This is a genomic window from Aeromonas sp. 159, assembly GCF_963862045.1.
Taxonomy (GTDB): Bacteria; Pseudomonadota; Gammaproteobacteria; order Enterobacterales; family Aeromonadaceae; genus Aeromonas; species Aeromonas veronii.
The window spans coordinates 1-23,952 of record NZ_CAWLMI010000046.1 but is presented as its reverse complement, the minus strand read 5'-3'; the positions used below and the strand labels follow the sequence as shown (position 1 = coordinate 23,952).

22 protein-coding genes and 1 pseudogene are annotated in these 23,952 nt (G+C 56.7%); 5 read left to right on the top strand and 18 right to left on the bottom strand.

Translation table 11 applies throughout. The features are described from left to right. The 6 genes from AACR14_RS09660 to AACR14_RS09635 form a co-directional block, all read right to left on the bottom strand. On the bottom strand, window positions 1-459 hold a 459-nt coding region (locus tag AACR14_RS09660; RefSeq protein ID WP_156808805.1), incomplete at its 3' end, for a hypothetical protein. Between the two features lie 73 nt (window positions 460-532). Continuing rightward, the gene (locus AACR14_RS09655) at window positions 533-1,405 is read right to left on the bottom strand and encodes a nuclease-related domain-containing protein (RefSeq protein ID WP_019446004.1); all 873 of its coding nucleotides are present in this window, start codon (window positions 1,403-1,405) and stop codon (window positions 533-535) included. 23 nt (window positions 1,406-1,428) lie between these two features. Further along, window positions 1,429-2,253, bottom strand: a complete 825-nt coding sequence (locus AACR14_RS09650; protein ID WP_019446003.1) for a phospholipase D family protein — start codon at window positions 2,251-2,253, stop codon at window positions 1,429-1,431. Between the two features lie 193 nt (window positions 2,254-2,446). Next, window positions 2,447-2,830 carry a hypothetical protein gene (locus tag AACR14_RS09645; protein ID WP_026035012.1) on the bottom strand — a complete coding sequence of 128 codons (384 nt, stop codon included), beginning with the start codon at window positions 2,828-2,830 and terminating at the stop codon, window positions 2,447-2,449. Between the two features lie 87 nt (window positions 2,831-2,917). Then, window positions 2,918-3,460, bottom strand: coding sequence for a hypothetical protein (locus AACR14_RS09640; protein WP_026035011.1), 543 nt, complete (start codon window positions 3,458-3,460; stop codon window positions 2,918-2,920). Window positions 3,461-4,084: 624 nt separating this feature from the next. Continuing rightward, window positions 4,085-5,008, bottom strand: coding sequence for an autotransporter domain-containing protein (locus tag AACR14_RS09635; protein ID WP_234896986.1), 924 nt, complete (start codon window positions 5,006-5,008; stop codon window positions 4,085-4,087). A 265-nt stretch (window positions 5,009-5,273) separates the two neighbouring features. On the opposite strand from AACR14_RS09635, the gene AACR14_RS09630 reads away from it, so the two are divergent. Continuing rightward, window positions 5,274-6,149 (top strand): flagellar protein MotY, encoded by an 876-nt coding sequence (locus AACR14_RS09630; RefSeq protein WP_005359611.1) that lies wholly within the window; start codon window positions 5,274-5,276, stop codon window positions 6,147-6,149. An 85-nt stretch (window positions 6,150-6,234) separates the two neighbouring features. On the opposite strand, the gene gloA is transcribed toward AACR14_RS09630, so the two are convergent. The 11 genes from gloA to dcm form a co-directional block, all read right to left on the bottom strand. Then, the gene (gene gloA / locus AACR14_RS09625) at window positions 6,235-6,648 is read right to left on the bottom strand and encodes a lactoylglutathione lyase (protein WP_005347113.1); all 414 of its coding nucleotides are present in this window, start codon (window positions 6,646-6,648) and stop codon (window positions 6,235-6,237) included. 171 nt (window positions 6,649-6,819) lie between these two features. After that, window positions 6,820-7,461 carry an endonuclease III gene (gene nth / locus AACR14_RS09620; protein WP_005337609.1) on the bottom strand — a complete coding sequence of 214 codons (642 nt, stop codon included), beginning with the start codon at window positions 7,459-7,461 and terminating at the stop codon, window positions 6,820-6,822. A 13-nt stretch (window positions 7,462-7,474) separates the two neighbouring features. Continuing rightward, a complete protein-coding gene (locus AACR14_RS09615) occupies window positions 7,475-8,236 on the bottom strand; it encodes an electron transport complex subunit E (RefSeq protein ID WP_019445996.1) in 762 nt (253 codons plus the stop codon). Window positions 8,237-8,251: 15 nt separating this feature from the next. Then, window positions 8,252-8,884 (bottom strand): electron transport complex subunit RsxG, encoded by a 633-nt coding sequence (gene rsxG, locus AACR14_RS09610; RefSeq protein WP_005359614.1) that lies wholly within the window; start codon window positions 8,882-8,884, stop codon window positions 8,252-8,254. 43 nt (window positions 8,885-8,927) lie between these two features. Then, the gene (gene rsxD / locus AACR14_RS09605; protein ID WP_019445995.1) at window positions 8,928-9,980 is read right to left on the bottom strand and encodes an electron transport complex subunit RsxD; all 1,053 of its coding nucleotides are present in this window, start codon (window positions 9,978-9,980) and stop codon (window positions 8,928-8,930) included. Window positions 9,981-9,991: 11 nt separating this feature from the next. Next, window positions 9,992-12,763 (bottom strand): electron transport complex subunit RsxC, encoded by a 2,772-nt coding sequence (gene rsxC, locus AACR14_RS09600; RefSeq protein ID WP_019445994.1) that lies wholly within the window; start codon window positions 12,761-12,763, stop codon window positions 9,992-9,994. Window positions 12,764-12,777: 14 nt separating this feature from the next. Further along, a complete protein-coding gene (gene rsxB, locus AACR14_RS09595) occupies window positions 12,778-13,356 on the bottom strand; it encodes an electron transport complex subunit RsxB (RefSeq protein WP_005350799.1) in 579 nt (192 codons plus the stop codon). Between the two features lie 2 nt (window positions 13,357-13,358). Further along, complete coding sequence (gene rsxA / locus AACR14_RS09590; protein WP_005337600.1) at window positions 13,359-13,940, bottom strand: electron transport complex subunit RsxA; 582 nt, start codon at window positions 13,938-13,940, stop codon at window positions 13,359-13,361. Window positions 13,941-14,143: 203 nt separating this feature from the next. After that, window positions 14,144-16,558, bottom strand: coding sequence for a DUF2357 domain-containing protein (locus AACR14_RS09585; protein WP_019445993.1), 2,415 nt, complete (start codon window positions 16,556-16,558; stop codon window positions 14,144-14,146). A gap of 10 nt (window positions 16,559-16,568) precedes the next feature. Further along, window positions 16,569-18,614, bottom strand: coding sequence for an McrB family protein (locus tag AACR14_RS09580; protein WP_202801609.1), 2,046 nt, complete (start codon window positions 18,612-18,614; stop codon window positions 16,569-16,571). Further along, window positions 18,611-19,834 carry a DNA (cytosine-5-)-methyltransferase gene (gene dcm / locus AACR14_RS09575; RefSeq protein WP_019445991.1) on the bottom strand — a complete coding sequence of 408 codons (1,224 nt, stop codon included), beginning with the start codon at window positions 19,832-19,834 and terminating at the stop codon, window positions 18,611-18,613. The genes AACR14_RS09580 and dcm overlap by 4 nt, the downstream gene beginning before the upstream one ends. A 111-nt stretch (window positions 19,835-19,945) precedes the next feature. On the opposite strand from dcm, the gene AACR14_RS09570 reads away from it, so the two are divergent. The 4 genes from AACR14_RS09570 to rluF all read left to right on the top strand — a co-directional run bounded on the left by AACR14_RS09570 (window position 19,946) and on the right by rluF (window position 23,106). Then, a complete protein-coding gene (locus AACR14_RS09570; RefSeq protein ID WP_026035008.1) occupies window positions 19,946-20,440 on the top strand; it encodes a very short patch repair endonuclease in 495 nt (164 codons plus the stop codon). 153 nt (window positions 20,441-20,593) lie between these two features. After that, window positions 20,594-21,061: a hypothetical protein gene (locus tag AACR14_RS09565; protein WP_019445989.1), complete on the top strand. Its 468-nt coding sequence runs from the start codon at window positions 20,594-20,596 to the stop codon at window positions 21,059-21,061. Between the two features lie 225 nt (window positions 21,062-21,286). Then, window positions 21,287-21,655 (top strand): VOC family protein, encoded by a 369-nt coding sequence (locus AACR14_RS09560; RefSeq protein ID WP_019445988.1) that lies wholly within the window; start codon window positions 21,287-21,289, stop codon window positions 21,653-21,655. Window positions 21,656-22,089: 434 nt separating this feature from the next. Next, window positions 22,090-23,106 (top strand): 23S rRNA pseudouridine(2604) synthase RluF, encoded by a 1,017-nt coding sequence (gene rluF / locus AACR14_RS09555; protein ID WP_019445987.1) that lies wholly within the window; start codon window positions 22,090-22,092, stop codon window positions 23,104-23,106. A gap of 68 nt (window positions 23,107-23,174) precedes the next feature. Here the strand turns inward: rluF and AACR14_RS09550 are convergent. Next, a pseudogene (locus AACR14_RS09550) lies at window positions 23,175-23,952 on the bottom strand (MFS transporter); the annotation flags it as partial.

Below are 23,952 nucleotides of genomic sequence, written 5' to 3'. Positions count from 1 at the left end.
GTTCTCCAGACAAGCAGGCCAAGTTTCAAATATCTCCCGTTTTCCTTTTGTTTCTGTCCAGACATCAGCCAACACCACGGCATAGCGTTGACGTTTGATTGGTTTCAACAGTCCCTGTTCAATTAATTTTTGGGACTCAGTAGATTGCATACGTTCAAGATCACTTCTGACACTATGAGTTTTTGACTGCGGAGCGGTAAATCGCTTTGCCTCAATAAAAAACACATCTGTTTCAGTAAAAACTACAGCATCTAGATGTTTATTGTCTGTTGTACAGATTGGAGCTTCAAACCAAGAGAAACAGGTGCCGGGGTAGACACGCTCCATTGCGGATACAAAGTTATTGGTGAGGTTTCGTTCTGTGAAACCAGTAGATCCGTGAGCTGGGTAATAGTTGGTGAATATGTGTGCATATCGTTCATGCATATGTTTGATTAGTAGATCTAGGAATGCTTGCATATCACTGCTCCGTTGAGATTGGTTAGTGCTATCAGTGCTTTTAATGAGCCTGATTATTGTGAACATTAAAATTTTATAGGGAGACTTTGTTCAATAACGTCTTAATTTCCCTGCACTTTGGGTATCCACTGCATCCCCAAAACCGATTGCCTCGGTTATCCCCCCGTTTGGCGGTACGCAATACCATCGGGTTGCCGCATCTGGGGCATAGTGGATTTGCTTGAGGGCTCGATTCGGTGATGGTTGGCGCGGCGTTCACCACCTGATTGACGACAGGCATTGCAGCTACGGATAAAGGTGGGTGGGGAACCTCGCTGTGACGTTCTTTCAACTGCGCGACATGCTGTTTATGGGTCTGCCAATTGGCGGCCAGTCGTCCCCGCTGGATGGTGTCGATCACTCTGGTGACTTCGGCAGGGGTCAGCACCTGAGTGGTTTTACTCTTGATATAGCGAATAAGCCCACGGTTCATCACGTTATCCGGCATGGGGGTTTTAAAGGTGCAGTCGCCAATAAAGTAGATAATCGAATGGAGCTGATGATCAGCAAGACCCAGCAAGGATTTGAGCGTCATCAGGTGCAGATAGTTTTGGTGCAGGGGATTTTGAAAGGTATGTTTGCGGCGATAGAGCTGCTGTGTCCAGCTTTTGTGGGCTGGATTGCCAAATATCCACCCCTTGATGTTCTTGGTCTCGATCACAAACAGCCCGAAGCGCGAGACGATCACATGATCGATCTGGGTAGTGCCATGCGGGGTCGGCAGGGTCACGTTCTTGAGCAGGTGGTACTCCCGCTTGTCGAGAAAGAGCCGGATGCCCAAGTTGATAAATGCTTCCCCAACCATCCCTTTGAACTTGGGCGTTTTGATCAGGGTGGCAATCAACAACAGGGGCAGCAGATACCAGAACTGGCCCAGCAGAACCGCAATAACGGGAGTGAAGTCCATTTCACATTTATCCAGTCAGTGAATTAGAGGGGATTCATGGCCTCTGGCCAGAGGAAATAGGGGCCAAATTTGGGGCTCATTCTAAACTCCCCTCCTTCCTCTTTGCCTTTCGCTGTGAGGTAATGCTTGCTGTCCCGCAGCTCAAGCAAGCCGTGAGTCACCATTTTTTCCAACAACTCATTGGTTTTGATCCCCCACTTTTGCGCCAGTTTGGATGAGGTCAGTTTTTCAGTGGCTGACTCATTTTCGTTAGCAGAAGGCTGTTGGGTTTCGGCTTCACTGACAACCCGTTCAAGGGATATGCGGACTTCATCACTAACCCGAATAATTCGTTGTGCCTCATCATAGGCATCACGGTAAAGATCATGATCTTCCGAGCGCTGGATCAATACCCCCATCTCGTTGTTATTGACCTGACTGAACTCGTAGAGATTGAGGCTGGTGACAATACAAATCTCTTCATTGAGATAGCACTTGGCATGGAGGTTTTTGCAAAAGCTGGTGCGGATATAGGTGAGCTCTTTGAGCCAGCTGATCTCTTCCGGTTGCAGCTCACTTTTGCCATAGACGATCCGCACATCGATCTTGAGGCGGTTCTTGTCGGTGAGCAGCTCCTTGATCCTGTCGTTGAGCTTGAGGAAGGGGCTGATCAGGATCAGACGTTCTTTGGCATCTTTGATAAGTTCTTCAAGAAAGTAGTTGGTTGCGCTGGTATTCAAAAACTTGGCCATGGCAAAAATCTCTATCCCTGTGGTGTAACTGGTGGCGCAAATACTTGGCGGCGCTTGGCAGGCCATCTCCATGCCGGGCGGCGTGATCACCCAGCCAGTGCGGCTGGCAATCGACATCGTGGCTCTATGTGGATGGTGGGCGCCAAACTGAGCCATTCTACCCATTCCATCAAAAGGAATATGTGACAGATTGCACTAACTCTGTGACAAGGCTGGATTTTTCGGGGCGGGCTGTGGTTGATGGTAAATCGCAGGTGCAAAAAAGCCCCTTGTCGGGGCTTGGTGTCTGGCAAGGCCGGTGTCGGGATTATCAATCGAACAGGATGCGGCCGCTGGTGCCGGCATCGCTGTCTTTCCAGCTGGCGCCGCTTTTGCGCAGGGTGTAAGTGATGGTCTCCTGCTTGAATTTCAGGTAGTCGCTGCCGCTGTGGCTCGGTTTGACCTGATTGCCATCGATATAGGTCTCCCCTGTGGTATCGACGTGAATTTCGGCCACGGTGCGGCCATCGTCAGTGACCGCCTTATAGTTGCCAGCCCACGGGCTCTCGTCGCCATACTGCACGGCCCCTTCCTGAGCGTGCGCTTGGGCATGGGTCTTGTGGCTGTGATGGGTTTTGGCCACGGCGCAGCCGGAGATACCGACCGCCAGCAGGCAACCGAGGGTGACATTGAGCAGAGTCTGTTTGGATTTCATCTTCATTTACCTGTATCAAATAATTGCAATGGATAAGGGGTGGAGCCCCCACGGTCGGTGTGGGCCCCGTTGAGCTGTGGCTCGAAATCAGTCCTGATTGATGCCTGAAATATGGCCGCGGGCGTCGGTGAGGCAGTGCCAGAGCCGGTCATGGGGCCCCTTGATATCAATCATCATCCCCGCCTGGGAGTCGGCCACATAGTCGAGGGTCAGTTTGCTGCGGCTGACGCCCGCTTTTCTGGCGACGGCGTTCATGCAGGCGTTCTCTGCAACCTTGGTTTGCGTAGTGCTGCCGTTGTAGGCACTGCTACTGGCGATTTCATTATCATCGCCGTCGTCATCGTTCTCATCGTCATTGAGCTGGCAGGCGCCGCTGTCGCCATTTTTGACAAAATAGGTGATGCCCCAGTCGCCATTTTTCACCATGGAGAGGGTGGTGCGCCCCTTGCTCGCCTCGTAGAAATTTGAATTCACTTTTTTAAGTGGAACTTGCTGGTTATTGATATAAGCCGTGCCATCTTCGACGCGAAGATTAATATGCCCAGGACAGCTGGCGGATAAATCAGGCACCCCTGCATATGCAGTTCCGGTTATGACCAATACAGAGAGAGCAAGCAGCGTTTTTTTCATCAGATAACCTCAAATCAACAAGGATCAGCAAGTGTGATGTCGTCAAAATAACGGTTGCTATGCCTGAACGTTATTTCTGTGCCCATTGCACACCTGTTATCAGTAGCCCGCAGTCAGTCGTTTCAGTGCGCCTCGTCCTGCCGGGATGACGCCAAATTTAGCAGTCGGGTGATGTAAGTAAAATAAAACAGGATTAATTGGGCTCATAAAATATGAAAAACTATAAAGCACTTAAAACAATGGGTTAGGTGCGGTTCAGGTCACTGTGAAAATGATGATGGACCTCCGGGTTGGTTCCTTATGGGCATCGATAAAGTTGGCCATTGAGCTGCAATATCTGGAGTTGAGTATTTTCTCTGTTGCAAGGGAGTACAGGCTGGCGACATCACAGGGCCAATCAGTTATTGCGCACTGTAAATATACAGACAAAAACTCCAATATTCGGTGTGCGAGGGGGGAAATTAGCCTGCCAGCAGGTGGATATTTTTACCTGATATGGCTGGGTGGTGAGAAATATGAAAGGGGGCAGATCAATAAATCCTCCATCAATACGGACATAATTATCCGGAGTGTTACTGTGCTTTCCCTGAGGATTGCCCACTCGTGGCAGGAAAATATAACGACTTAGAAACTCATGGCCAACCCGATGGAATAACCGCTGGTGTTGTGGCTGAACATATAGCGGGCAACCAGTCGGGTACGGGTGACTATGATGTCGTACTTGCTGCTGTCCAGCTCCAGACCCGCGCCGATAGAGTTGAGGGAGTCAAAGCCAAGCAACCCCCGCTGCTCCCCCAGATATGCGGTATGGGCCCCCTCCAGTACATAGCGCACCGGTCTGTCGAGCAGGGTCCAGTCAAACAGCGGGGCCCGGCGGCGCAGATAGAGACCGAGGTTCTCCGCCTCGGCGTGACCACGGACGCTGGTCGAGGTACCGCCAAAGCTCTGCAGGTGCTGGTAGGAGTAGCGCACTTCGATATCGATATCCTGCGTCTTTGAAAAGAGCTCGTAGTCGAGCATCAGCGAGCCTCCTAGTCCGTACATATTGAGCTGCCCACCATCGAGAAAATCCAGCGAGTAGCCCTTGGTACGCTCCAGCAGCCAGTTGCCGATCCGCAGATCGCTGGCCATGGTGCCGAGCGAGACGTTGGCGATGGGGCGCAGCACCCAGTGGCCACCGCGCGGGTCTTCATGGAGGGCGATATCCCAGCCGATCCCGCCCGAAGCTGTCAGGCTGTTCCACTTGGTCGGGAGGGTGCGGCTCTCGGTGCCGTTGCTCACCACAAACTGGGGATCGTAGCGGCTAAAGCCGATCGCCCCTTCCAGATAGATGGGCACGGCTTCACTCATGGTGGCGCCGCCGCCGATCTGGGTCATGTTGAGGGCGGCAGATTGATTGGTGCCGCTGCCGATATCGAGGTTGCTGGCGGTGATGTCGGGCACCACGGTGAAGGTCATCAGCGAAAGCACCGCATTGGCGCGCTCCTGTGCCCACTCCTGATCCTGTGTTGCGGCCTTGACGGCGCTGCCGGATAGCGCCAGCAGCATTGGCAACAACATCTGCAATAAAGAGAAGCAAGAGCGGTGCATGAGTGTGGTTCCCGATAAGCGGCGTCTGGTTGTCCTGATTTTACTGTAGCGAGCTTCCTGCCGGTTGGCACGGAGCTAAGAGGGGGGAATAAGCGCCGCTTGCGGTCGGTTGCCGCTGAGGGGCAAGCCTTTGCCACACCAACGGCACGCCTTTGCAGTTTGTCGCTAAAGCTTGGCCTCTTGCCGCCGATATCTCTTGTGAGATCGTGTGGAGGACAAGCAATTGAACGCTTGGATGTTGGGGTTGGTCAGCATATCCGTGAGTATGCAGTTACAGGCTGGGGTCACCGAATTTGGTGCCGGTCTGGATCAATCCGTCTGGCGTTTGACCTCCGATACCCAGATTGAGTGTCGCCTCGAGCATCCTATTCCCAACTGGGGAACGGGGGCCTTTGTCAGCCGCGCCGGGCGCAAGATCAACCTCGACTTCGAGCTCAAGGGCAAGCGGCCGCAGGCCCAGACCCAGACGGTGAGCCTTGGCATCATGCCACCGGTATGGCGCCCGGGAATAGCCGGGCGAGAAGTGAGTCAACTGCGCTTCTATCAGCAGTTTGATGGACTGGTGGAGGGGCAGACTGCCTGGACCATGCTCGACGAGCTGGAGGGGGGGCGGATGCCGACCTTCCAGTATCGGGACTGGTATCGCCAGAACCGCGCGGTGCGAGTGTCGCTGTCGTCTGTCAACTTTCGGGTCAAATATCAAGCTTTTATCGACTGTCTGAGCGGGCTGTTGCCCTACAGCTTCAATGACATCGCCTTTAGCGTGCTCACCTATGATAAAAACAGCGATCAGCTCTCCATCCCCTCCAAGCGGCGGCTGGCGATGATTAGCGAGTTTATCAAGGCGGACAAGAGCATCGACGTGGTGGTGATCGATGCTTACAGCGACAGCTATGGCGGCCGCTGGCCGAACCTGAAACTCTCCGAGAAGCGGGCCGATGCCATCAAGAAGGTGTTTGTCGATCTGGGGATCGATCCCGGCAAGATCTCGGTGGAGGGGCATGGCGAGAAGCAGCACGTCGCCTCCAACGAAACCGAACAGGGTCGTGCCAAGAACCGGCGGGTGGTGATCAGCATGGGGCGCAATGGCGAGATCTAGCGCCGTCCCCGGTCAGAGAAGCATAAAAAAGAGCGCATCTGCGCTCTTTTTTGATCCTGCCATCCGGCAGTGGGATTAGGGCAGCTTAGAAGCTGTCACCGAGGCCAGTACCGGCATCTTTCTTGGCAATCAGTTCAATCTTGTAACCGTCCGGATCTTCGACGAAGGCGATGACGGTGGTACCCCCCTTGACCGGACCCGGTTCGCGGGTGATCTTGGCACCGGCGGCGCGCAGTGCATCGCAAGTGGCATAGATGTCGTCCGCTTCCAGCGCGATATGGCCGTAGGCTGAGCCCAGTTCGTACTCGCTCACCCCCCAGTTGTAGGTCAGCTCGATCACCGCTTCATCCTTCTCGTCACCGTAACCGACGAAAGCCAGGGTGTACTTGTACTCGCTGTTCTCGCTCTTGCGCAGCAGCTTCATGCCGAGAACGCGGGTGTAGAAGTCGATGGAGCGTTGCAGATCGCCGACACGCAGCATGGTATGCAGAATTCTCATTGCTCAGTTCTCCGGGTTGGTGATGTGTACTGCTTTCAATCTCGGTTGCGAGGCTATCAGCTTTCTGGATAGACCTTCTCTTTGTACTCGCAGAGGTCCTCGATGATACAGGAACCACTGCAGCGGATGTTTGCGAGCGAGACAGGTAGGACGGTTGTGGCGCCCAGTCATTCAGCTCTCTGGATAGACCTTCTCTTTGTATTCGCACAAGTCCTCGATGATACAGGAACCACAACGGGGCTTGCGAGCCAGACAGGTGTAACGCCCGTGCAGGATCAGCCAGTGGTGGACATCCAGCTTGAACTCGGCGGGCACCACTTTAAGCAGCTTCTCCTCCACCTGATCCACATTCTTGCCTACCGCAAAGCCGGTGCGGTTGGAGACCCGAAAGATATGGGTATCGACGGCGATGGTGGGCCAGCCAAAGGCGGTGTTGAGCACCACGTTGGCGGTCTTGCGGCCGACGCCGGGCAGGGCTTCCAGCGCTTCTCGGTTTTCCGGCACCTCGCCGCCGTGGCGCTCCAGCAAGATGGCGCAGGTCTTGATGACGTTCTCGGCCTTGGTGTTGAACAGGCCAATGGTCTTGATGTACTCCTTGAGCCCGTCCACCCCGAGATCCAGCATCGCCTGCGGGGTGTTGGCCACCGGATAGAGCTTGTCGGTCGCCTTGTTGACGCTGACATCGGTCGCCTGCGCCGAGAGCAGCACGGCGATCAGTAGCTCGAACGGCGAGTTGAAGTTGAGCTCTGTGGTGGGGTGGGGGTTGTTTTCCCGCAGCCGCTCGAGGATCTCTCTGCGTTTCTGGTTGTTCATGCCTTGCGTCCGATCATAGCTCGGTCGCCCGGACGCGGGCCGGGGCAACGTTGCAGTGGGCTACGGTAGCGGCCTGTTTGCGGTCCCGCCAGTCGTTGATGGCGTTCTTGGCGGCGATCAACAGCCCCAGCCCGATAAAACCGCCCGGCGGCAAAATCGCCAGCAGTAGGCTGGCATCGGCGTGGAACAGCTCGATGCGCAGGGATTTGGCCCACTCGCCCAGCAGCAGCTCGGCACCATCAAACAGGGTGCCCATGCCGATGATCTCGCGCATGCCGCCCAGTACCAGCAGCACCAGGGTAAAGCCAAGGCCCATCATCAGGCCATCGAGGGCCGCCAGCAGGGGCGGATTCTTGGAGGCATAGGCCTCGGCGCGGCCGATGATGACGCAGTTGGTGACGATGAGGGCGATAAAGATGCCGAGCGCCTGATAGAGGCCATAGGTGTAGGCGTTCATCAGCAACTGCACGCTGGTCACCAGCGAGGCGATGATCATCACATAAACCGGGATGCGAATATCCTTCGGCACCCAGTTGCGCACCAGCGAGACGGCGAGGTTGGAGCAGACCAGCACCGCCATGGTGGCAAGGCCCAGCCCCAGCGCATTGGTAAAGGTGGAGGAGACGGCGAGGGTCGGGCAGAGCCCCAGCACCTGCACCAGCGAGGGGTTGTTCTTCCACAGCCCCTGACTCATCAGCTCCTTGAGCTCGCCCTTGCGGCTTTCCAGCTCGGCAAGCGGGGTTGCGCCCGTTTCAATCTGTTCCATCTGGTTCATGATGGCTCGACTCCGTTAGTTCGCCGCCGGACAAGCCGGGGCGTTGCTGAGCAGTTCGGGTTGCTCCTGCTGCAGTTTAAGCAGGTTCTTCACCGCCTTGACCACGGCTCGCGGGGTGATGGTGGCGCCGGTAAAGGCATCGAACTCGCCGCCATCCTTCTTCACCGCCCACTGGGGCTCGTTGTCATGGGTCAGGAATTTTCCGGCAAAGCTGTTGATCCAGTCCGATTTCTTCAGCTCGATCTTGTCACCAAGGCCCGGGGTCTCGTTGTGAGCGAGCACACGCACGGCTGTGATGGTGCCCTTGGCATCAAAGCCCGCCACGATACGGATCGCCCCGCTGTAACCATCCGGCGCGATCGCCTCCAATGCATAGCCGGTCACCACGCCATTCTTGCTGGCGGTATAGAGGGCCTGCGGCTGATCGCTGCCCAGATACTTCCTGCTGGTCACCTGCTTGCAGCTGGCCACCAGATCGTTGTCATAGCTCCCCTCCGGCAGCAATACCGAGAGGGTCTGCTGCTTCTCCAGCTGCTGCTGGTGGGCGATTTTATCCTTGGTCAGCTCGTTGGTCAGTACCACCAGCGCGGTACAGCCCAGCGCGAACATCGCCAGAATAAGGCCGTTCTTGCGCATGCTCTTTAACATGTCCGGGCTCCGTCAGCTTTGATGGGGGAAAAGGGCAGAAACATCATTGGCGACGAGCTCCATACACTTTCGGGCGAGTCAGGCTGTCGATAAATGGCACACAAAGGTTGGCCAGCAGCACGGCGAAGGCAAATGCATCCGGATAGCCGCCAAAGCGGCGAATGATGTAGACCAGCACCCCGATCAGCACGCCATAGACCAGTCGGCCGCGCGGCGTGGTGCAGGCGCTGACCGGATCGGTGGCGATAAAGAAGGCCCCCAGCATGGTTGCGCCGCTAAAGAGGTGGAACATCGGCGTAGCGGTCGCATCCGGGCTCATCAGGTAGCCGAGGGTCGCCGCCGCCAGCAGGGAGCCCAGAATAGCGGTCGGAATGCGCCAGTTGATCACCTTCTGCTGCAGCAGGAAGAGGCCGCCCAGCAGATAGCCGAGGTTGACCCAGCTCCAGCCGATGCCGCCCCAACCCTCGAAAAGCGGGCCGCTCAGGATCTCGCCGGTGGTGAGCCCCTGAGTCAAGCCGGTTTTCAGGGTATCGAGGGGGGTCGCCATGGTGAGACCATCCACCCCCTGCTTGAGCTGGGCCATGCTGTAGCCGTCGAGACTAAAGCCGGTGAAGATCACCGACACCGCATCACCAAACCCGAGGCTGTAGGCGCGCACGCTCTCCGGCGGCAGCCAGCTGGTCATCTGCACCGGGAAGGAGACCAGCAGCAGCACATAGGCGACCATGGCCGGGTTGAACAGGTTCTGACCCAGTCCGCCGTAAAGGTGTTTGGCGACAATGATGGCAAAGGCCGTGCTCACCACCAGCATCCACCACGGCAGCAGCGGCGGCAGGGAGAGGCCGATCAGCACGGCGGTGAGCGCCGCACTGCCATCCATCAGGGCAGGCTTGATGGCGCGGCCACGGAGCTTGAGCACCAGCGCCTCGCACAGCAGCGCAGTGATCAGCGCCAGCAGGATCTGGATAAAGGAGCCCCAGCCGAAGAACCAGGTCTGGGCCAGCAAGCCCGGCACGCAGGCCAGGATCACCAGCAGCATCAGGGTTCGGGTCTGTTTGCGGTTATGGGCAAACGGCGCAGTCGCAATATTGAACATGAGTCTGTCGATTACCTTGTGGTTGTTCGGTCGGCTGACGGGGCATCTTCAGCGGCGGTCTCTGCGGCTCTGGCTGCCTCGGCCGCCAGCTTCTTCGCCTTGGCGCGGGCCACGGCTGCTGCAATGGCCGCTTTTTTCGGATCAACCGGGGCGTCAGCCGCAGGGGCGATCGCTTCAGGCGAGGCAGTGACGGCAAGTGGTTGCTCACTGCTGGCTGCATCGGTGTGCATCGGCTCGGCCGGTGCGCGCTCACCCTCAGTTTCGGCTCTATCTACCTGAGTAGCGGCACTCTCTACCTCTACACTGGTACTGGCTACCTCAGCACTGGTACTTGCGCCCTGCTGCGCCAGCTTTTTGGCCTTGGCACGGGCGATGGCAGCGGCGATTGCGGCCTTCTTGGGATCGATCGCTTCGCTTGCTGCCGTATCGCTGTGGCTGGTGTTTACTTCGCTCTTGGCTACCGCCACGTCGCGGGTCTGTGCGCTGGCAGCTGGCTCACTCTGCGCACCTTCAGCACCGGCATTTTCTACCTCAGCACTGGTACTTGCGCCCTGCTGGGCCAGCTTTTTGGCCTTGGCGCGGGCAATGGCAGCGGCGATAGCAGCTTTCTTGGGATCAACCGCTTCGCTGGCCGCAGATGGCGCATCACTTTGGGTTGCAGCGGATTCGCTGGTGCCTGCGTTTGCAGTCAGATCGCCCTCAGCGCTGTCACCCTGTTGGGCCGCCTTTTTGGCTTTGGCCCGGGCGATGGCAGCAGCGATAGCCGCTTTCTTGGGATCAACTGCTTCGCTGGCAGCAGATGGCGCATCGCCTTGCGAGCCTGCGTCTGCTACCGCGCTGTTGGCTGCGCTTACCGGCTCGCCATTCGCCTCGGCCTTTTTGGCCTTGGCACGGGCGATGGCGGCGGCAATCGCCGCCTTTTTCGGATCAACCTCTGCTTTTTGCTGATCAGCATCTACCGCAGGCGCAGCAACGGCTTCGGCAGTCACAGGCTCGGCGCTCTCGCCTGCCTGAGCGGCCTTTTTGGCCTTGGCGCGGGCCAGTGCGGCGGCGATGGCCGCTTTCTTGGGATCGCTGGCGGGGTCAACCGCTTCGGCGGATTGCGGCGCAGCGACTGTTTCGCTGTTTGCGCTTTCCGCCAGCTTGGCGGCTCGGCGCGCTTCCGCTTCCCGTTTGCGGGCTTCGCGGGCGGCGATCACGGCGCTATTGTCAGGCAAGCCCTCGGCGGTGGCTGCAATGGCGGTGATGGGGGCATCCTGCTTGGCTTTGATGCGGGCGAGAGCCGCTGCCACCGGATCTTCCCCGCCTGCGGCCGTCATGGTTTGACGGCGCTGGGCGGCGGCTTCGGCGTGGCGCGCTTCGCGGGCCGCTTTCTCCCGCTCGAAACGGGCCTGCTTCGCCTCGAAACGCTGCTTGGCGCGTTCGGCTTTTTCGGCCTCGGCACGGGCTTCGCGAATGTCGTCTTTGGCGATCTTGTAGTACTGCACCAGCGGGATCTCGCTGGGGCAGACCCAGGCGCAGGCGCCGCACTCGATGCAGTCCATCAGGTTGAGCTTCTCGGCCTTGTCATACTCCTTGGCCCGGCTGTACCAGTAGAGCTCTTGCGGCAGCAGGGTAGCCGGGCAGGCGTCGGCACAGGCGCTGCAACGGATGCAGGGCTGCTCCGGGCCGGGGGCGGGCAGCTCGGCCTGCGTCGGCGCTAGCAGGCAGTTGGTGGCCTTGACCACCGGCACCATGGCGTGGGGCAGGGTAAAGCCCATCATGGGGCCACCCATGATCACCCGCTGCTCCGCTTCCGGTTGCAGTTCGAAACGCTGCAACAGCCAGCGCACCGGCGTACCGAGGCGCACCCAGGCGTTGCCGGGCTGCTTGAAGCTGTCGCCGGTGAGGGTGACGATCCGCTCGATCAGCGGCTCGCCGTCGATGATGGCGCGCTTGATGGCAAACACGGTGGCGACGTTGAGCACCATGATGCCGATATCGACCGCGCGGCCGCCTTTGGGAACCTGACGTCCGGTGAGCAGCTCGATGGTCTGCTTGGCACCGCCCGAGGGGTACTTGGTCGGCACCGTCTTGACCAGCACATCCTCATCTGTGGCATGGCGGGTCAGCTGCTCGATCGCCTCGGGCTTGTTGTCTTCCACCCCGATCAGGGTGAGTTTCGGTTTGAGCAGGTGCTTGAGCACCCGGATGCCATCCATGATCTCGTCGGCGTACTGCTGCATCAACCGATCGTCGGTGGTGATATAGGGTTCGCACTCCAGCCCGTTGACGATCAGGATCTCGGTGAGCTGGCCGCGGCCGTCGAGCTTGCTGTGGGTCGGGAACACGGCGCCGCCAAGGCCCGCTACCCCCGCCTGCTGAATGCGTTCGAGCAGCTCGCCCCGCTCCAGATTCCAGTAATCGGCTTTGCCATTGCGCTCGCCCCACTCATCCTCCCCATCCGGGGTGAGAATGACGCAGAGATCGCCGAGTCCAGAGGGGTGGGCAACCGTGTGGTTGCCAATCTCGGTGATGGTGCCGGAGGTGGAGGCATGGACAGGGACGACCCGCCCCTTGGCATAACGGGTCAGCGGTTGCCCTTTTTTGACCTTGTCGCCCACCTGCACCAGCAGATCGCCGGCGGGGCCTGCGTGCTGGCGCAGCGGAATGATGAGGCGTGGTGGCAGACCGGCGTCTACCACCGGGCTCTGGCTTGATTGCAGCTTGTTGTCGGCGGGGTGAATGCCACCGTGAAAGTCCCAGAGCGTGCCGGCTTTGATACGTTCGAGTAAGGAATGCATGATTGCTCCGCTGTTTATTCCACTATCTTGACCGGAATCTTGCCCGGAACATGCACGTTATTGAGATCCCACTTCCAGTTATCGACCGTGGTAGGCACCGGGATCATCTCGATGCAGTCGGTCGGGCAGGGATCGACACAGAGATCGCAACCGGTGCACTCGTTGGCAATCACGGTATGCATCGCCTTGGTGGCGCCGACAATGGCATCCACCGGGCAGGCCTGAATGCACTTGGTGCAGCCGATGCACTGATCTTCGTGGATAAAGGCGACCTTTTTGACTGGCACTGCGGCCTCGTCACTGCCCCCCAGCGGCTGGGGCTCTACCCCCATCAGATCGGCAATCTTGCGCATGGTGGCCTCGCCACCGGGCACGCACTTGTTGATCTGATCGCCGTTGGCGAGCGCCTCGGCGTAGGGTTTGCAGCCGGGATAGCCGCACTGGCCACACTGGGTCTGGGGCAGCAGGGCATCGAGCTGATCGACGATGGGGTCTGCTTCCACATGAAACTTGACGGCGGCAAAGCCCAGGATAATCCCGAACGCCAGCGCCAGCAGGGTGAGCACCAGAATGGCAAAGAGAATATGGATCATGGTTATATCTTGATAAGGCCGGTAAAGCCCATAAAGGCCAGCGACATCAGACCGGCGGTGATCATGGCAATCGACACCCCGCGAAACGGCGCGGGCACATCGGCGGCGACCAGACGCTCGCGCATGGCGGCGAACAGGATCAACACCAGCGAGAAGCCGGTGGCGGCGCCAAAGCCGTAGATCACGCTCTGGATAAAGTCGTGTCGCTCATTGATGCTGAGCAGCGCCACCCCGAGCACCGCGCAGTTGGTGGTGATGAGGGGCAGGAAGATCCCCAGCAGGCGATAGAGGGTCGGGCTGCTCTTGCGCACCACCATCTCGGTAAACTGCACCACCACGGCGATCACCAGAATAAAGGCGAGGGTGCGCAGATAGGCGATATCCAGCGGCAGCAGGATATAGTGCTCCACCAGATAGGAGCTGGCACTGGCGAGGGTCATCACGAAGGTGGTCGCCAGCCCCATGCCGATGGCGGTTTCCAGCTTGCCGGAGACCCCCATAAAGGGGCAGAGGCCGAGGAATTTCACCAGCACGAAGTTGTTAACCAGCACGGTGCCGATCAATAAAAGCAGGTACTCAGTCATCAATTACCGTCACTGAAAGTCGGGTTATCGGGGTTTGAAGGCGGGCGGTATTATCTGACGTTAGGGCCAGTTAAACAACCGCAAGGCCGCATGGTTATTATGCAACTGGATAATTTAGCCGGGGTTTTGGGCGAGATTGCGGATTGTTGTTTGGCGGCTTTGCCAGCACCTTGGCTGGCAAAGCCGGGATAGCAGTCAGGTGTTCAGGCTGGATGCGTGCGCAATAATTCCCCGTAATAATCCGGCAGTGCCGAAAATCCGGTCAATTCGCCTTGCAATTCTGCCAGTCTTGTCAGTCTCATGGCTGCTCTGAAACTTTCCGCATCCAGCTGTGTCAGAGGGTGGAGCAATGAAATAGAGGGTCCCAGCTCCAGCAACCAATAAGGATTCACATTCCCCTCGGCCAGCGGTGTACCTGTCTGCTCTTCGGTCAGTTGTTCCCTTCGCAGCTTCCGGCATGTCAGCACAGGCCAGACACGGGTTACCTCACGCGTCAGGCCATCGGCCGCAAGGGTCGCTACGGCCAGATAGCTGATCTCGTTCATCAGCTGATCATCATAACGAGTGGCAATGGTTTCGGCAGGGGTGTGATACCAGCGGGCAGAACCATCACGAAATGCATCGAAGTAGCTCGCCGGGCGGCTGTTTTCCAGTGCGGTCGGAATGATCAGGGTGAGATCATGGTGGCGGACCTGCTGCATCCCCAGGGTGGCAATCCGGCTGGGCTCTTCCAGATAGAAGTGGCCCGAGCGGATGGCTGGATAGCGGAACTCTTCCCCCGATTTACCCAGCTTTTGCTCAAGGAAGGTTTGCAGCCAGCAAGAGCCGCTGTGATCCTCTGCTGGCAACAGGGCAAAGGCACCGATACCAATCCGGTCGATCTCCTCCTGATAGGGATTTTTCGTTCCGGGTTGCTGGCTCATAAAGCCCGGATAGAGCGCAAAAGCGCCAAAGGTGGGGCGGCTTGGTATCGGGTCATCCTGTTGCTGATAGAGCAGGGCATCGCGATAACGGTGCATCTGGTTGATGGCATCATCGGGCACCCTGTCTCTCGGGTCATCTTGAGTGCCATTATCGACCCGGTACTTGGCATCAAACAGCCAGATAAAGGTGTCGCCACTGCCAGTTGTGGCCTCGATCAGAATGTCCGGCTTCTGGGGAACCAGCAGGGAGTGAACCGGTTTGTTGGTCTTGTGAAATCTCGGTTCATGGGCCAGCTTGAGCCTTACACCGTCTGCTGTACGAAGGTACTCCCAGCAGTACTTCATCCCCTCGGCCAGCCGGGTATCCCAGCCATCGTGGGTAAAGTTAAAGGTAGGTGTTTTCACCTCGGTAAATCCCAGCGTCAGGATAATCCGGCGCACCTCGATCACGCACCAGAGCTCGTAGAGCTGATCCATGCTGCGCACGCCGGCCACGGCATCATTTCCCAACGCATCGAGATAGAGGCGCAGTTGCTGCCAGACGCGGTAAACCGTGCTATAGCCGCTCTTTTGCTGCAGTACCAGAGACTCACGTTGTAACACCGCCGCCGGACCGATCTCCTGCATCAGGGGGTGAGCCAGCGCCTGATCCAGCGGTTTGCTCCACGCCTTCAGACGGTCAAAAAAGGCTCTGGACAGCAGGGTGCGATCACCCTGTTGGGTCAGCTGTTGCAGCATCCTTCCGGTGCGCTCCAGCACAAACTTGATAAAGCGGTTTTCCGGGGTATCCGTGGTCAGTTGTTTACGTTCCACCCGGTATCTGCGCTCGATACTGTTATCCAGATCCTGGCGGATCTGTTCGGCCTGCTTCGGGCGTGGCGGGCGCTTCATTCTGGCGGCCAGCAGATATTCGGTCTTGCTTTGCAGCCTGCTGTGGGGCGCATTGATGATCTGGCGGATCCCCCGCTCAAGGTCCTTGTGCAGGGCTTCGAAATGGGCAAGCCAGAGCAGGGGGAACGGTTCGGCCTTGCGCTGGCTGCGCCCCCCTTGCTGACTGGTCGCGCTGTTCAGAGTAAAACGCCAGTAGGGGTACTGCTCATCCAGCACCTGATGGATCAGCGGCACATCCCGGCGGATATCCAGCTTGACCGGGTAGACCTCGAACCAGAGCGTCAGCTGAACGCGAGCAGCTTTTCCTGCAGCCGATTTCGGCTGATAAGAGAAGGGGAGTGCAAGTGTGCCTACTTCGTTGCCGGTATTGAATCCCCCCAGCAGCTCCTGCGATCCACGCCTGCTTTTGAAGCGAAACGACTCGCAGATCCGCTGCAGATGATGCTCCAGCCGCGGCGCATCACTCCCCTCGCTAACGCCGTGAAGAAACTCCCATTCGAATTCGTAAAAGCAGTTCTCATACAACAGGGGGGTTGGCAGTACCAGAGCGGAGAGCGCCTGATCATCAGGCAGCTCCAGCGGGCAGCCATCAGCCTCAGCCAGAGTGATGGAAAGGGGCTGCGAGATGCGCACAACTGGCGGTTCGTATCTGCCCGCGCTCGCTGGCAGGCCCGATTTGTCGCGCTCCTGTTGATGATGGGCGCGGGTAGCTTGTAGCTGTAGATAACGTTTCTGAACCGTCTTCTCATTGGCATAGATCCGCAAAATCCAGTCACGGCTCTGCAGGGTAAACAGGCACTCCATCACAACCCCCTTACGGCCAGAAGCTGGTAAAGCACTGCCGTGTCAGCCGCTCTTTCATCCAGGCCAGTTTCTTCTTGCTGCGGCAGGGGACGAGCGGCGGTTCTGCGGGGGCGGAATCTTCACCGGCGGCAGCCACCTTGCAGTTAAACAGGTCAGGGCGTGTCCCCTCCCAGTGCTCGGTAAATTGTTCTGCCAACACCTTTTCCAGGTCAGTCAGCAGGTCGCTATCGGCCGTCTGATGGCTGCGCAACTTGTCGCTATCCCCCTCAATGCGCGGCAATACCTTGCACATCATAAAGTCATCCCAGATGGCGACCAGTTCTGCGGTATTGGCGGGGCGATGGGCTAGCAGGGCCAGCATCAGCTCGTTCAGGGCGCGATAGGCCAGTTCGAACGGGCTCTGTTGCAGCACCTCGTTGACTGCCTTCAGGAAGGCGACGCTCTCTTTACTGTATTGTTCCAGAGCGGAGACTTCAGTAATGGCGCGTCCGTCTGACCAGGTCGGATAACCCAGCAGTTTTGGCTGCAATGCCGGTGCAAAGTAGGCATCGAAATCGTTGGGGAAGAACTCGTTAAAGTCGAAGGTGAGGGCCCTGTCGATCACCTTGCGGGAAAAGCCGTGGGTGGTCTCGTCCATATTGACGGTACCGGCCACCATCAGGTTGAAGGGGATAGCGATACCGTGTTGGCAGAAGCTGGCCCAGATCTGCTGATGCAGCGAAACATCGAGGTCCAGTCCCAGTTTTTCCGCCAGTTCGGTACGCGCGTTCTGATCCAGTTGCTGGCTAAGCGTATCTGCTTTGAGCAGGGGATCGCACTGGTAGACATAGCCGTAGTCCACCCCTTCTTTGTCGTTAAATGCCGTCAGTTCGGGTGAGGTATACCAGTGGCGGGTCTCCAGTACCGAGAGATAGTCGGCGAAATATTGTTCAACCGGAGCCAGGTTCATCTCGTCTAGGCAGAGCCAGAAGGGGGGAATATGGTCCAGTTGTTCCTGGCTCAGACCAATCTTGCCATCGGCTCTGACTTCGCCAATACGCTCGTAAATATGAATCCAGGCTTGGGTAATAAAATGCAGCACCGGCGTTGATACATACTCCTTTTTACCACTGATCCTGGAGATATAGCCCAGCAGGTCAGAGGGTTCGTGCCAGTCAGGTCGTACAGGTACCAGGCAGTAATTTTTCTGGCCTGGATAGTCCTTGACCTGCTCACGAATAAAACGGGTTTTTCCTGTGCCAGAAATACCGGCAAAAAGTAAAAATGGTTTATGACAGGAGATAGGTTTATTTATGAAATACTGATTGAGAAATAATTCGTATTTTTTCACTCCCGAGGAGTACATCCCATTTCCCGCAGTGTTTAAATCTTTCCAAAGATCGCTTTTAAGTAAGGTGTTTATTAGTTTTTCACAAATGCCAACATCTGAAACCGAATAAAATCTGGGGAGTGATTCATCAATAGATGACACTACTTCATCAGCTTTAGCAATACTCTGCTCCGAGTATTTTTTTATAGTGCTAGTGCTAAGGTTTTGTTTCGCAAGCCAGTTTTCGAAAAGCACTTTTAGTTGAGGGGTAGAAGAAGAGGGCGATTTTTTATTTTCATATTCTTTGAATCCCGATGCGACTTTTTCTAATGCCGACTTTAAATATGAGTCAACAAAAAAAGTGTTTGATTCAACGCCGACGTACTCTTCATCTAATAGATAGGCTATGAATTTAGATATTACTTTTGTTATTGCTTTCGTTTGGCTGCGACCTATAGAACTGATGCTTTTCAACTCATCGATGTCTGAAGCTTTTCCATAAATTGCGCGATATGATTTTTCTTCGTATATATTTAAGCTGTTTTTTTTGCTTGGGACAGAGCCCCAAGCATTTTCAATCTGATTGTAGTTTTCCAACATGAATTGAAGAAATGCAATCAGCGTCTCAGGTTTTATGGTAAAGCATTCATCTTTCTCATTATTGAAGCTGATGACAAAGGATTCTTGACATTGAACCCTTTGCTTATCGTAACGCATTGATTTTGTGCAGAAATCTTCAAAGCTCATATGATGGCCTCTACTATTTTTTCAGCAATCTTCCTGATAACGGGTACCGCGACTGAATTACCAAATTGCTTGTAGGCTGGAGTTTTTGCTGTAGGAATAACAAAATTTTCAGGATATCCCTGTAATCTTGCACATTCTCTGGGTGTCAATAGTCTCGGGTTTTTACCTTCCTGAGGAATTAGGCATTCTTTACCATCTTTACCATATCTTGCGACCAGTGTGTTTGATGGCTTATCCAGATTTGCTGTAAAGGCTGTAAAGCCTGTTCCTCTATCAAGGTTTCTCTCTGTTCTTTTTATATGTCCTTGCCAGAGAGCATCAGAAATAGTGAATCTTGCATCTGGAGTCGGCTCCAGAATAGACCTGAGTGGTAGAGGTTGACCGTCAAATTCAGGGAATTTGAAGTCAATATTCAGATCATTGCGAGTGCATACCATGTAGCAACGTACTCTACGTTGTGGTACTAGCGATGATGAATCGATTAGTTCATATTTGAATGTATAACCGATTTCCTCTACGGACCTTTTGATTACATCAAAGGTTCGACCTTTATCATGCCTGGTAATATTTCTAACATTCTCCAGAAAGAGAACTTTAGGTTTTTTTACTGATGCAATACGCATCACATCAAAGAAAAGAGTGCCTTGAGTTTCACATTTGAAACCATGTTCTTTGCCGACAGCATTTCTAGCTGATACACCTGCACCACTGAACGGTTGGCAGGGGAAACCTGCAGCAAGAATATCATGTGAAGGGACTAGTGTATTCAAATGCTTGTCACTAATATTATCATTTGTGAAAGCTGTGATATCACCAAATGGCAGTTCGCCATAATTATTGAGATATGTTTGCTGTGCAGATTTATCCCATTCACTGCTAAATGTACAAACGCCCCCCAGGCTTTGCAGGGCTGTTCTAAAACCACCAATACCAGCAAACAAATCTATAAAAGTAAAAACGTTTTTATCTGATGGTGGACTTACCACAAGAGAATGCAGAGTTGTTTTCAGCTCGGACGGGCTCGCAATCAAATCATGCTTGGTGAGTTCCGAGATGATGATTTCTTTGTTGATTTTTGCTGATTGGCATGCCAGTTCAGTGTCAGATGCAATGGCGTGCAGCCATTGATGAATTAATGCTCGTGGGTCACTTCCTGTGGGGGTATGTTCATGTGCCAGGGCGCTTAATGCATCTTCATATTTTTTCAAGAAGGTTTTCACAGAGATAACTCACTTATTTCTTAGCCATTTGTAGGCATAATCATCAATAGTCAGTGATTGAACTGGTTTTTTATACAGTATTTAATGCGACATCACAAGCGAGGCGACATTGTGACAGATATCGTGAAGCCCCAAAAGCGCAGCGAGATGATGGCCGGTATTCGTAACCGGGATACCCGTCCCGAGAAGCGGGTGCGCGCCATGTTGCATCATGCCGGGTTTCGCTATCGCTTGCACAATACCGCCTTGCCGGGCACGCCGGATCTCTGGCTGGCTCGCTACCGTGCGGTGATCGAGGTGAATGGTTGTTTCTGGCATGGTCATGATTGTCATCTCTTCAAGTTGCCATCGAGCAGAACCGACTTCTGGCAAGCCAAGATCGCCAGCAATCGTGCGCGAGATGCCCGTCATCTGGCCGAGCTGGACCAACTGGGTATCCGCCGTCTGATCATCTGGGAGTGTGCCCTGAAAGGGCGTCTGCGCCATGATCCGGAACGACTGCTTCTGGTTATCAGCTGGTGGCTGACCAGCGGCATCAGTCATGGCGAGATTGCCGGTGGCCGTGAATTGCAGATCGCCATGGATCATTCCCGTCCATATAACTGACCGGATAGCACTCTCGGCCCAGCTTCCATCGCGTTTGAAAAGTAATTATTTTTTGTTGCCAAATCAGTAAGCTGTTGTCGCCTGTTACTCGTTTGAAAATCGCCCCGGTTTTCGGTAATAAAGCCCGGCAGTGACAACCACAGGGAGGTGGTGATGGATCCGGTTTCCTATCTTTTTTCGGCTTATCTCAATCTGGTACAGCAGCAGGTTGCGGATATCTATGGCACCGAGGCCAAGACGCTGGTGGTGCAGTATGAGGGGGAATCAGTACCCTTCTCGTTTCAGCTCTGGCAGATCCAGCAGCCGAGCGTTTGTCGTCCCTACGAGCAGGATGTGCAGCGCTTTAGCCAGTGCACGGTCAAGGCTTCGGCTCTGTTTCACAAGCTGTGCGATGACCTGACCCGGCAGGATGACAGCAGTTGGCAACTGCCCAAATATCGCGGCATGTATTGTTCGGCCGCCGTCAGCTACAGGCCGATGATTGCCGAGATTGGGAATGCCAAACAGAGTCCGGCCAAGCTGGCAGAGCGGGCCTGCAATCAGGCGATTCTGGCAGCGATGGATAGCGAAGATGAGACCTTGCTGGCCCAGAGGGACACAGCGTGTGCCGCAGTGCGCTGATGGAGATTTATCGCGCCGCCAAGTCGTCGGGGCATCTTTGCGCGCCATACCACAGTCGCGGGTGGTTTGGCCCGGTATGATGGAGGAGCTAGCGGGGCGTTCCTGTATCTGTGATGTCTATGGCAAACGAGCGGGTATGCAGCTGGCAAGGCGGACAGCCGGGTTGGCTGGCTGCATGTTTATCACCACCGGCAGCCTTGCCGGCATCAGCACCAGGAGGGAATCATGATCAGCCATATCGACCATCTGGTATTGACGGTAAGTGATATCGAGCGCGCCGTGGCGTTTTACAGCTCGGTGCTCAATATGGAGGCCATCACCTTCGGTGCGGGGCGCCGGGCGGTGGGGTTTGGCAACCAGAAGATCAATTTGCAACTGCTTGGGCAGGAGCCGCGTAACCGGGCGCAGGTGGGGTCGGGGGATGTCTGCCTTATCACCCGCTGGCCGCTGGAGCAGGTGATGACTCAGCTGGCCTGCCACGGGGTGGAGATTGTCGAGGGGCCGGTGATGAAAAGCGGGGCCTGCGGGCCCATCGAGTCAATCTACTTCCTCGACCCGGATCAGAACCTGATCGAGATAAGTCGCTACCCCTGAGTCCGCCGCGACAGAGGGGAGCTGGGTTGGCGTATCAACCGCTGGCCCCGGCCGCTGGTCGGGGCGGATCTTTTCCTCGTTTGCCTCTTTCGGTACTCCCCTGTCTCGCCACTGCTGACTCTTTTATTGGCCATGAAATAGGGCAAACCCCGTTTGCCCCATCGCCCCTGATGCGGGGCTTGGCGCTGTGAGCTGGCCCGCAATTGTGTCGCCGGTGCGTCGGAGTTGGCGATAATCCGGCGTGCTGTGGCGGGCGATGTGGTAATGTGTCGCACTTTTTTGCCGGATGGGCCGGCATTGGCCTCGTTGAAATTGGAGCCGTATGCAAAAAATCGACGTAGTGGAGAGGGTGATGCCGCAGATCATGTGTCCGGCATGGCCGACGCACGCAACCGTACAACAGGATGGGGTTCAGCCCCTCTGGCAGGTGACTCATGCTGGCTAACGAATCCATGCGCCTGAACAAATACATCAGCGAGAGCGGTATCTGCTCGCGCCGCGAGGCCGACCGCTTTATCGAGCAGGGCCACGTCTTTATCAACGGCAAGCGGGCCGGGATCGGTGATCAGGTGCAGGTTGGCGATCTGGTCAAGGTGAATGGTCAGGTGATCGAGCCGCGCGAGGCGGACAGTCTGGTGCTGATCGCCCTCAACAAGCCGGTGGGCATCGTCAGTACCACAGAGGCGGGCGAGAAGGACAACATCGTCGATTTCGTCAACCACAGCACCCGGGTCTTCCCCATCGGGCGTCTCGACAAGGATTCGCAGGGGCTGATTTTCCTCACCAACCACGGCGATCTGGTCAACAAGATCCTGCGGGCGGGCAACGATCACGAGAAAGAGTATCTGGTGACCGTCGACAAGCCGGTGACCGACGAGTTTGTGCGCGGCATGGCGGCCGGGGTGCCGATCCTCGGGACTGTGACCAAGAAGTGCAAGGTGAAGAAAGAGGCGCCGTTCGTCTTTCGCATCACCCTGGTGCAGGGGCTGAATCGCCAGATCCGCCGCATGTGCGAGCACTTCGGTTTTGAAGTGACCAAGCTCGAGCGCATCCGCATCATGAACGTCAGCCTCAAGGGGCTGCCGGTGGGCGAGTGGCGCGATCTCACCGACGACGAGCTGATCGAGCTGTTCAAGCTGATTGAGGACTCCTCCTCCGAGGTGAAACCGGCCAAAGGCGACAAACCGAAGGCGGCCAAGGCCCCTGCGGCGCAAAGCGCCAAACCGGGGCAGGGCAAGAAGCCGCGCCGCGATGATGATCACGAGATTGGCGGGCGTCCCAATGTGCCGGGCCCGGAAGCTTTCGAGAAGAAGCTGCCGGTGGGCAAGGGTGGCGCGGGCAAAGGTACTGCCAACAAGGGCGGCGCTGGCAAAGGGGCTCCCAAGGGTGGTAAACCGGCCGCAGGCAAGCCGCGCACCGCTAACACCGGACGGCAGAAGAAGGGGCGCTGAGTTGCCCCCCTGAGTGGCGTCAGCCTCGTCTTGTGATCCTCTACACTGCTATCCCCAACACACCGGCCTCAGGCCGGTGTGTTGCTTTGGGCCGCAGCGCTGGCCGGGAGGGGCGCCGAAAGGGGCGGCTCGCTGGCGGTCGGTAACCCCATGACGCGAGGGTAGTGGCGCGGGTCGAGGCGCAGCACCAGCAGGCTCATCAGCAGCAAGCCCCCCAGCTGCCACTGCCAGGCGGCCGCAAAGTCGCCCATATAGTGATAGAGCCGCGCCGCCACCCAGGGGCCGGTGGCGGCCAGCATAAAACCAAATCCCTGCATCAGGGCGCTCAGGGTACCGGCACGGCGCGGGTCGGGCAGGTGATCGAGCGCAATCACCATGATCAGCGAAAAACTGCCGCCAAGACCGGCGCCGCACAGCATGCACCAGAGAATCGGGGCACTGGCTGGCGCCAGCCAGAGGCCGCCAAATCCCGCCAGCTGCATGGCGATGGCAAGCCCCATCCACGGCCGCCGATCCAGACTGCGCGCCGCCAGCAGCGGCAAGCCGAGGCCGCTGGCGGTCTGCGCCAGCGCCAGCCAGGCGACCAGCTCGCCCGCCTGTGCCGCGTTCCACCCATTTGCCATATAGGCGGGGGCCAGCCAGGCCACTACGATGCCGTAGCCGCTGTTGATGATGCCAAAGCAGACGATCAGCAACCAGCTGCGGGGCAGGGTGATCAGCCGCTGCTCGCCGTGGGGGATTGCGACCGCCGCTGTGCTTGGCAGACGCACTTTCCATCCCAGCCAGCCGAGGGCCAGCAGCAGCGGCAGGCTCCAGAGCGCCAGTGCCTGCGACCAGTCGAGGCTC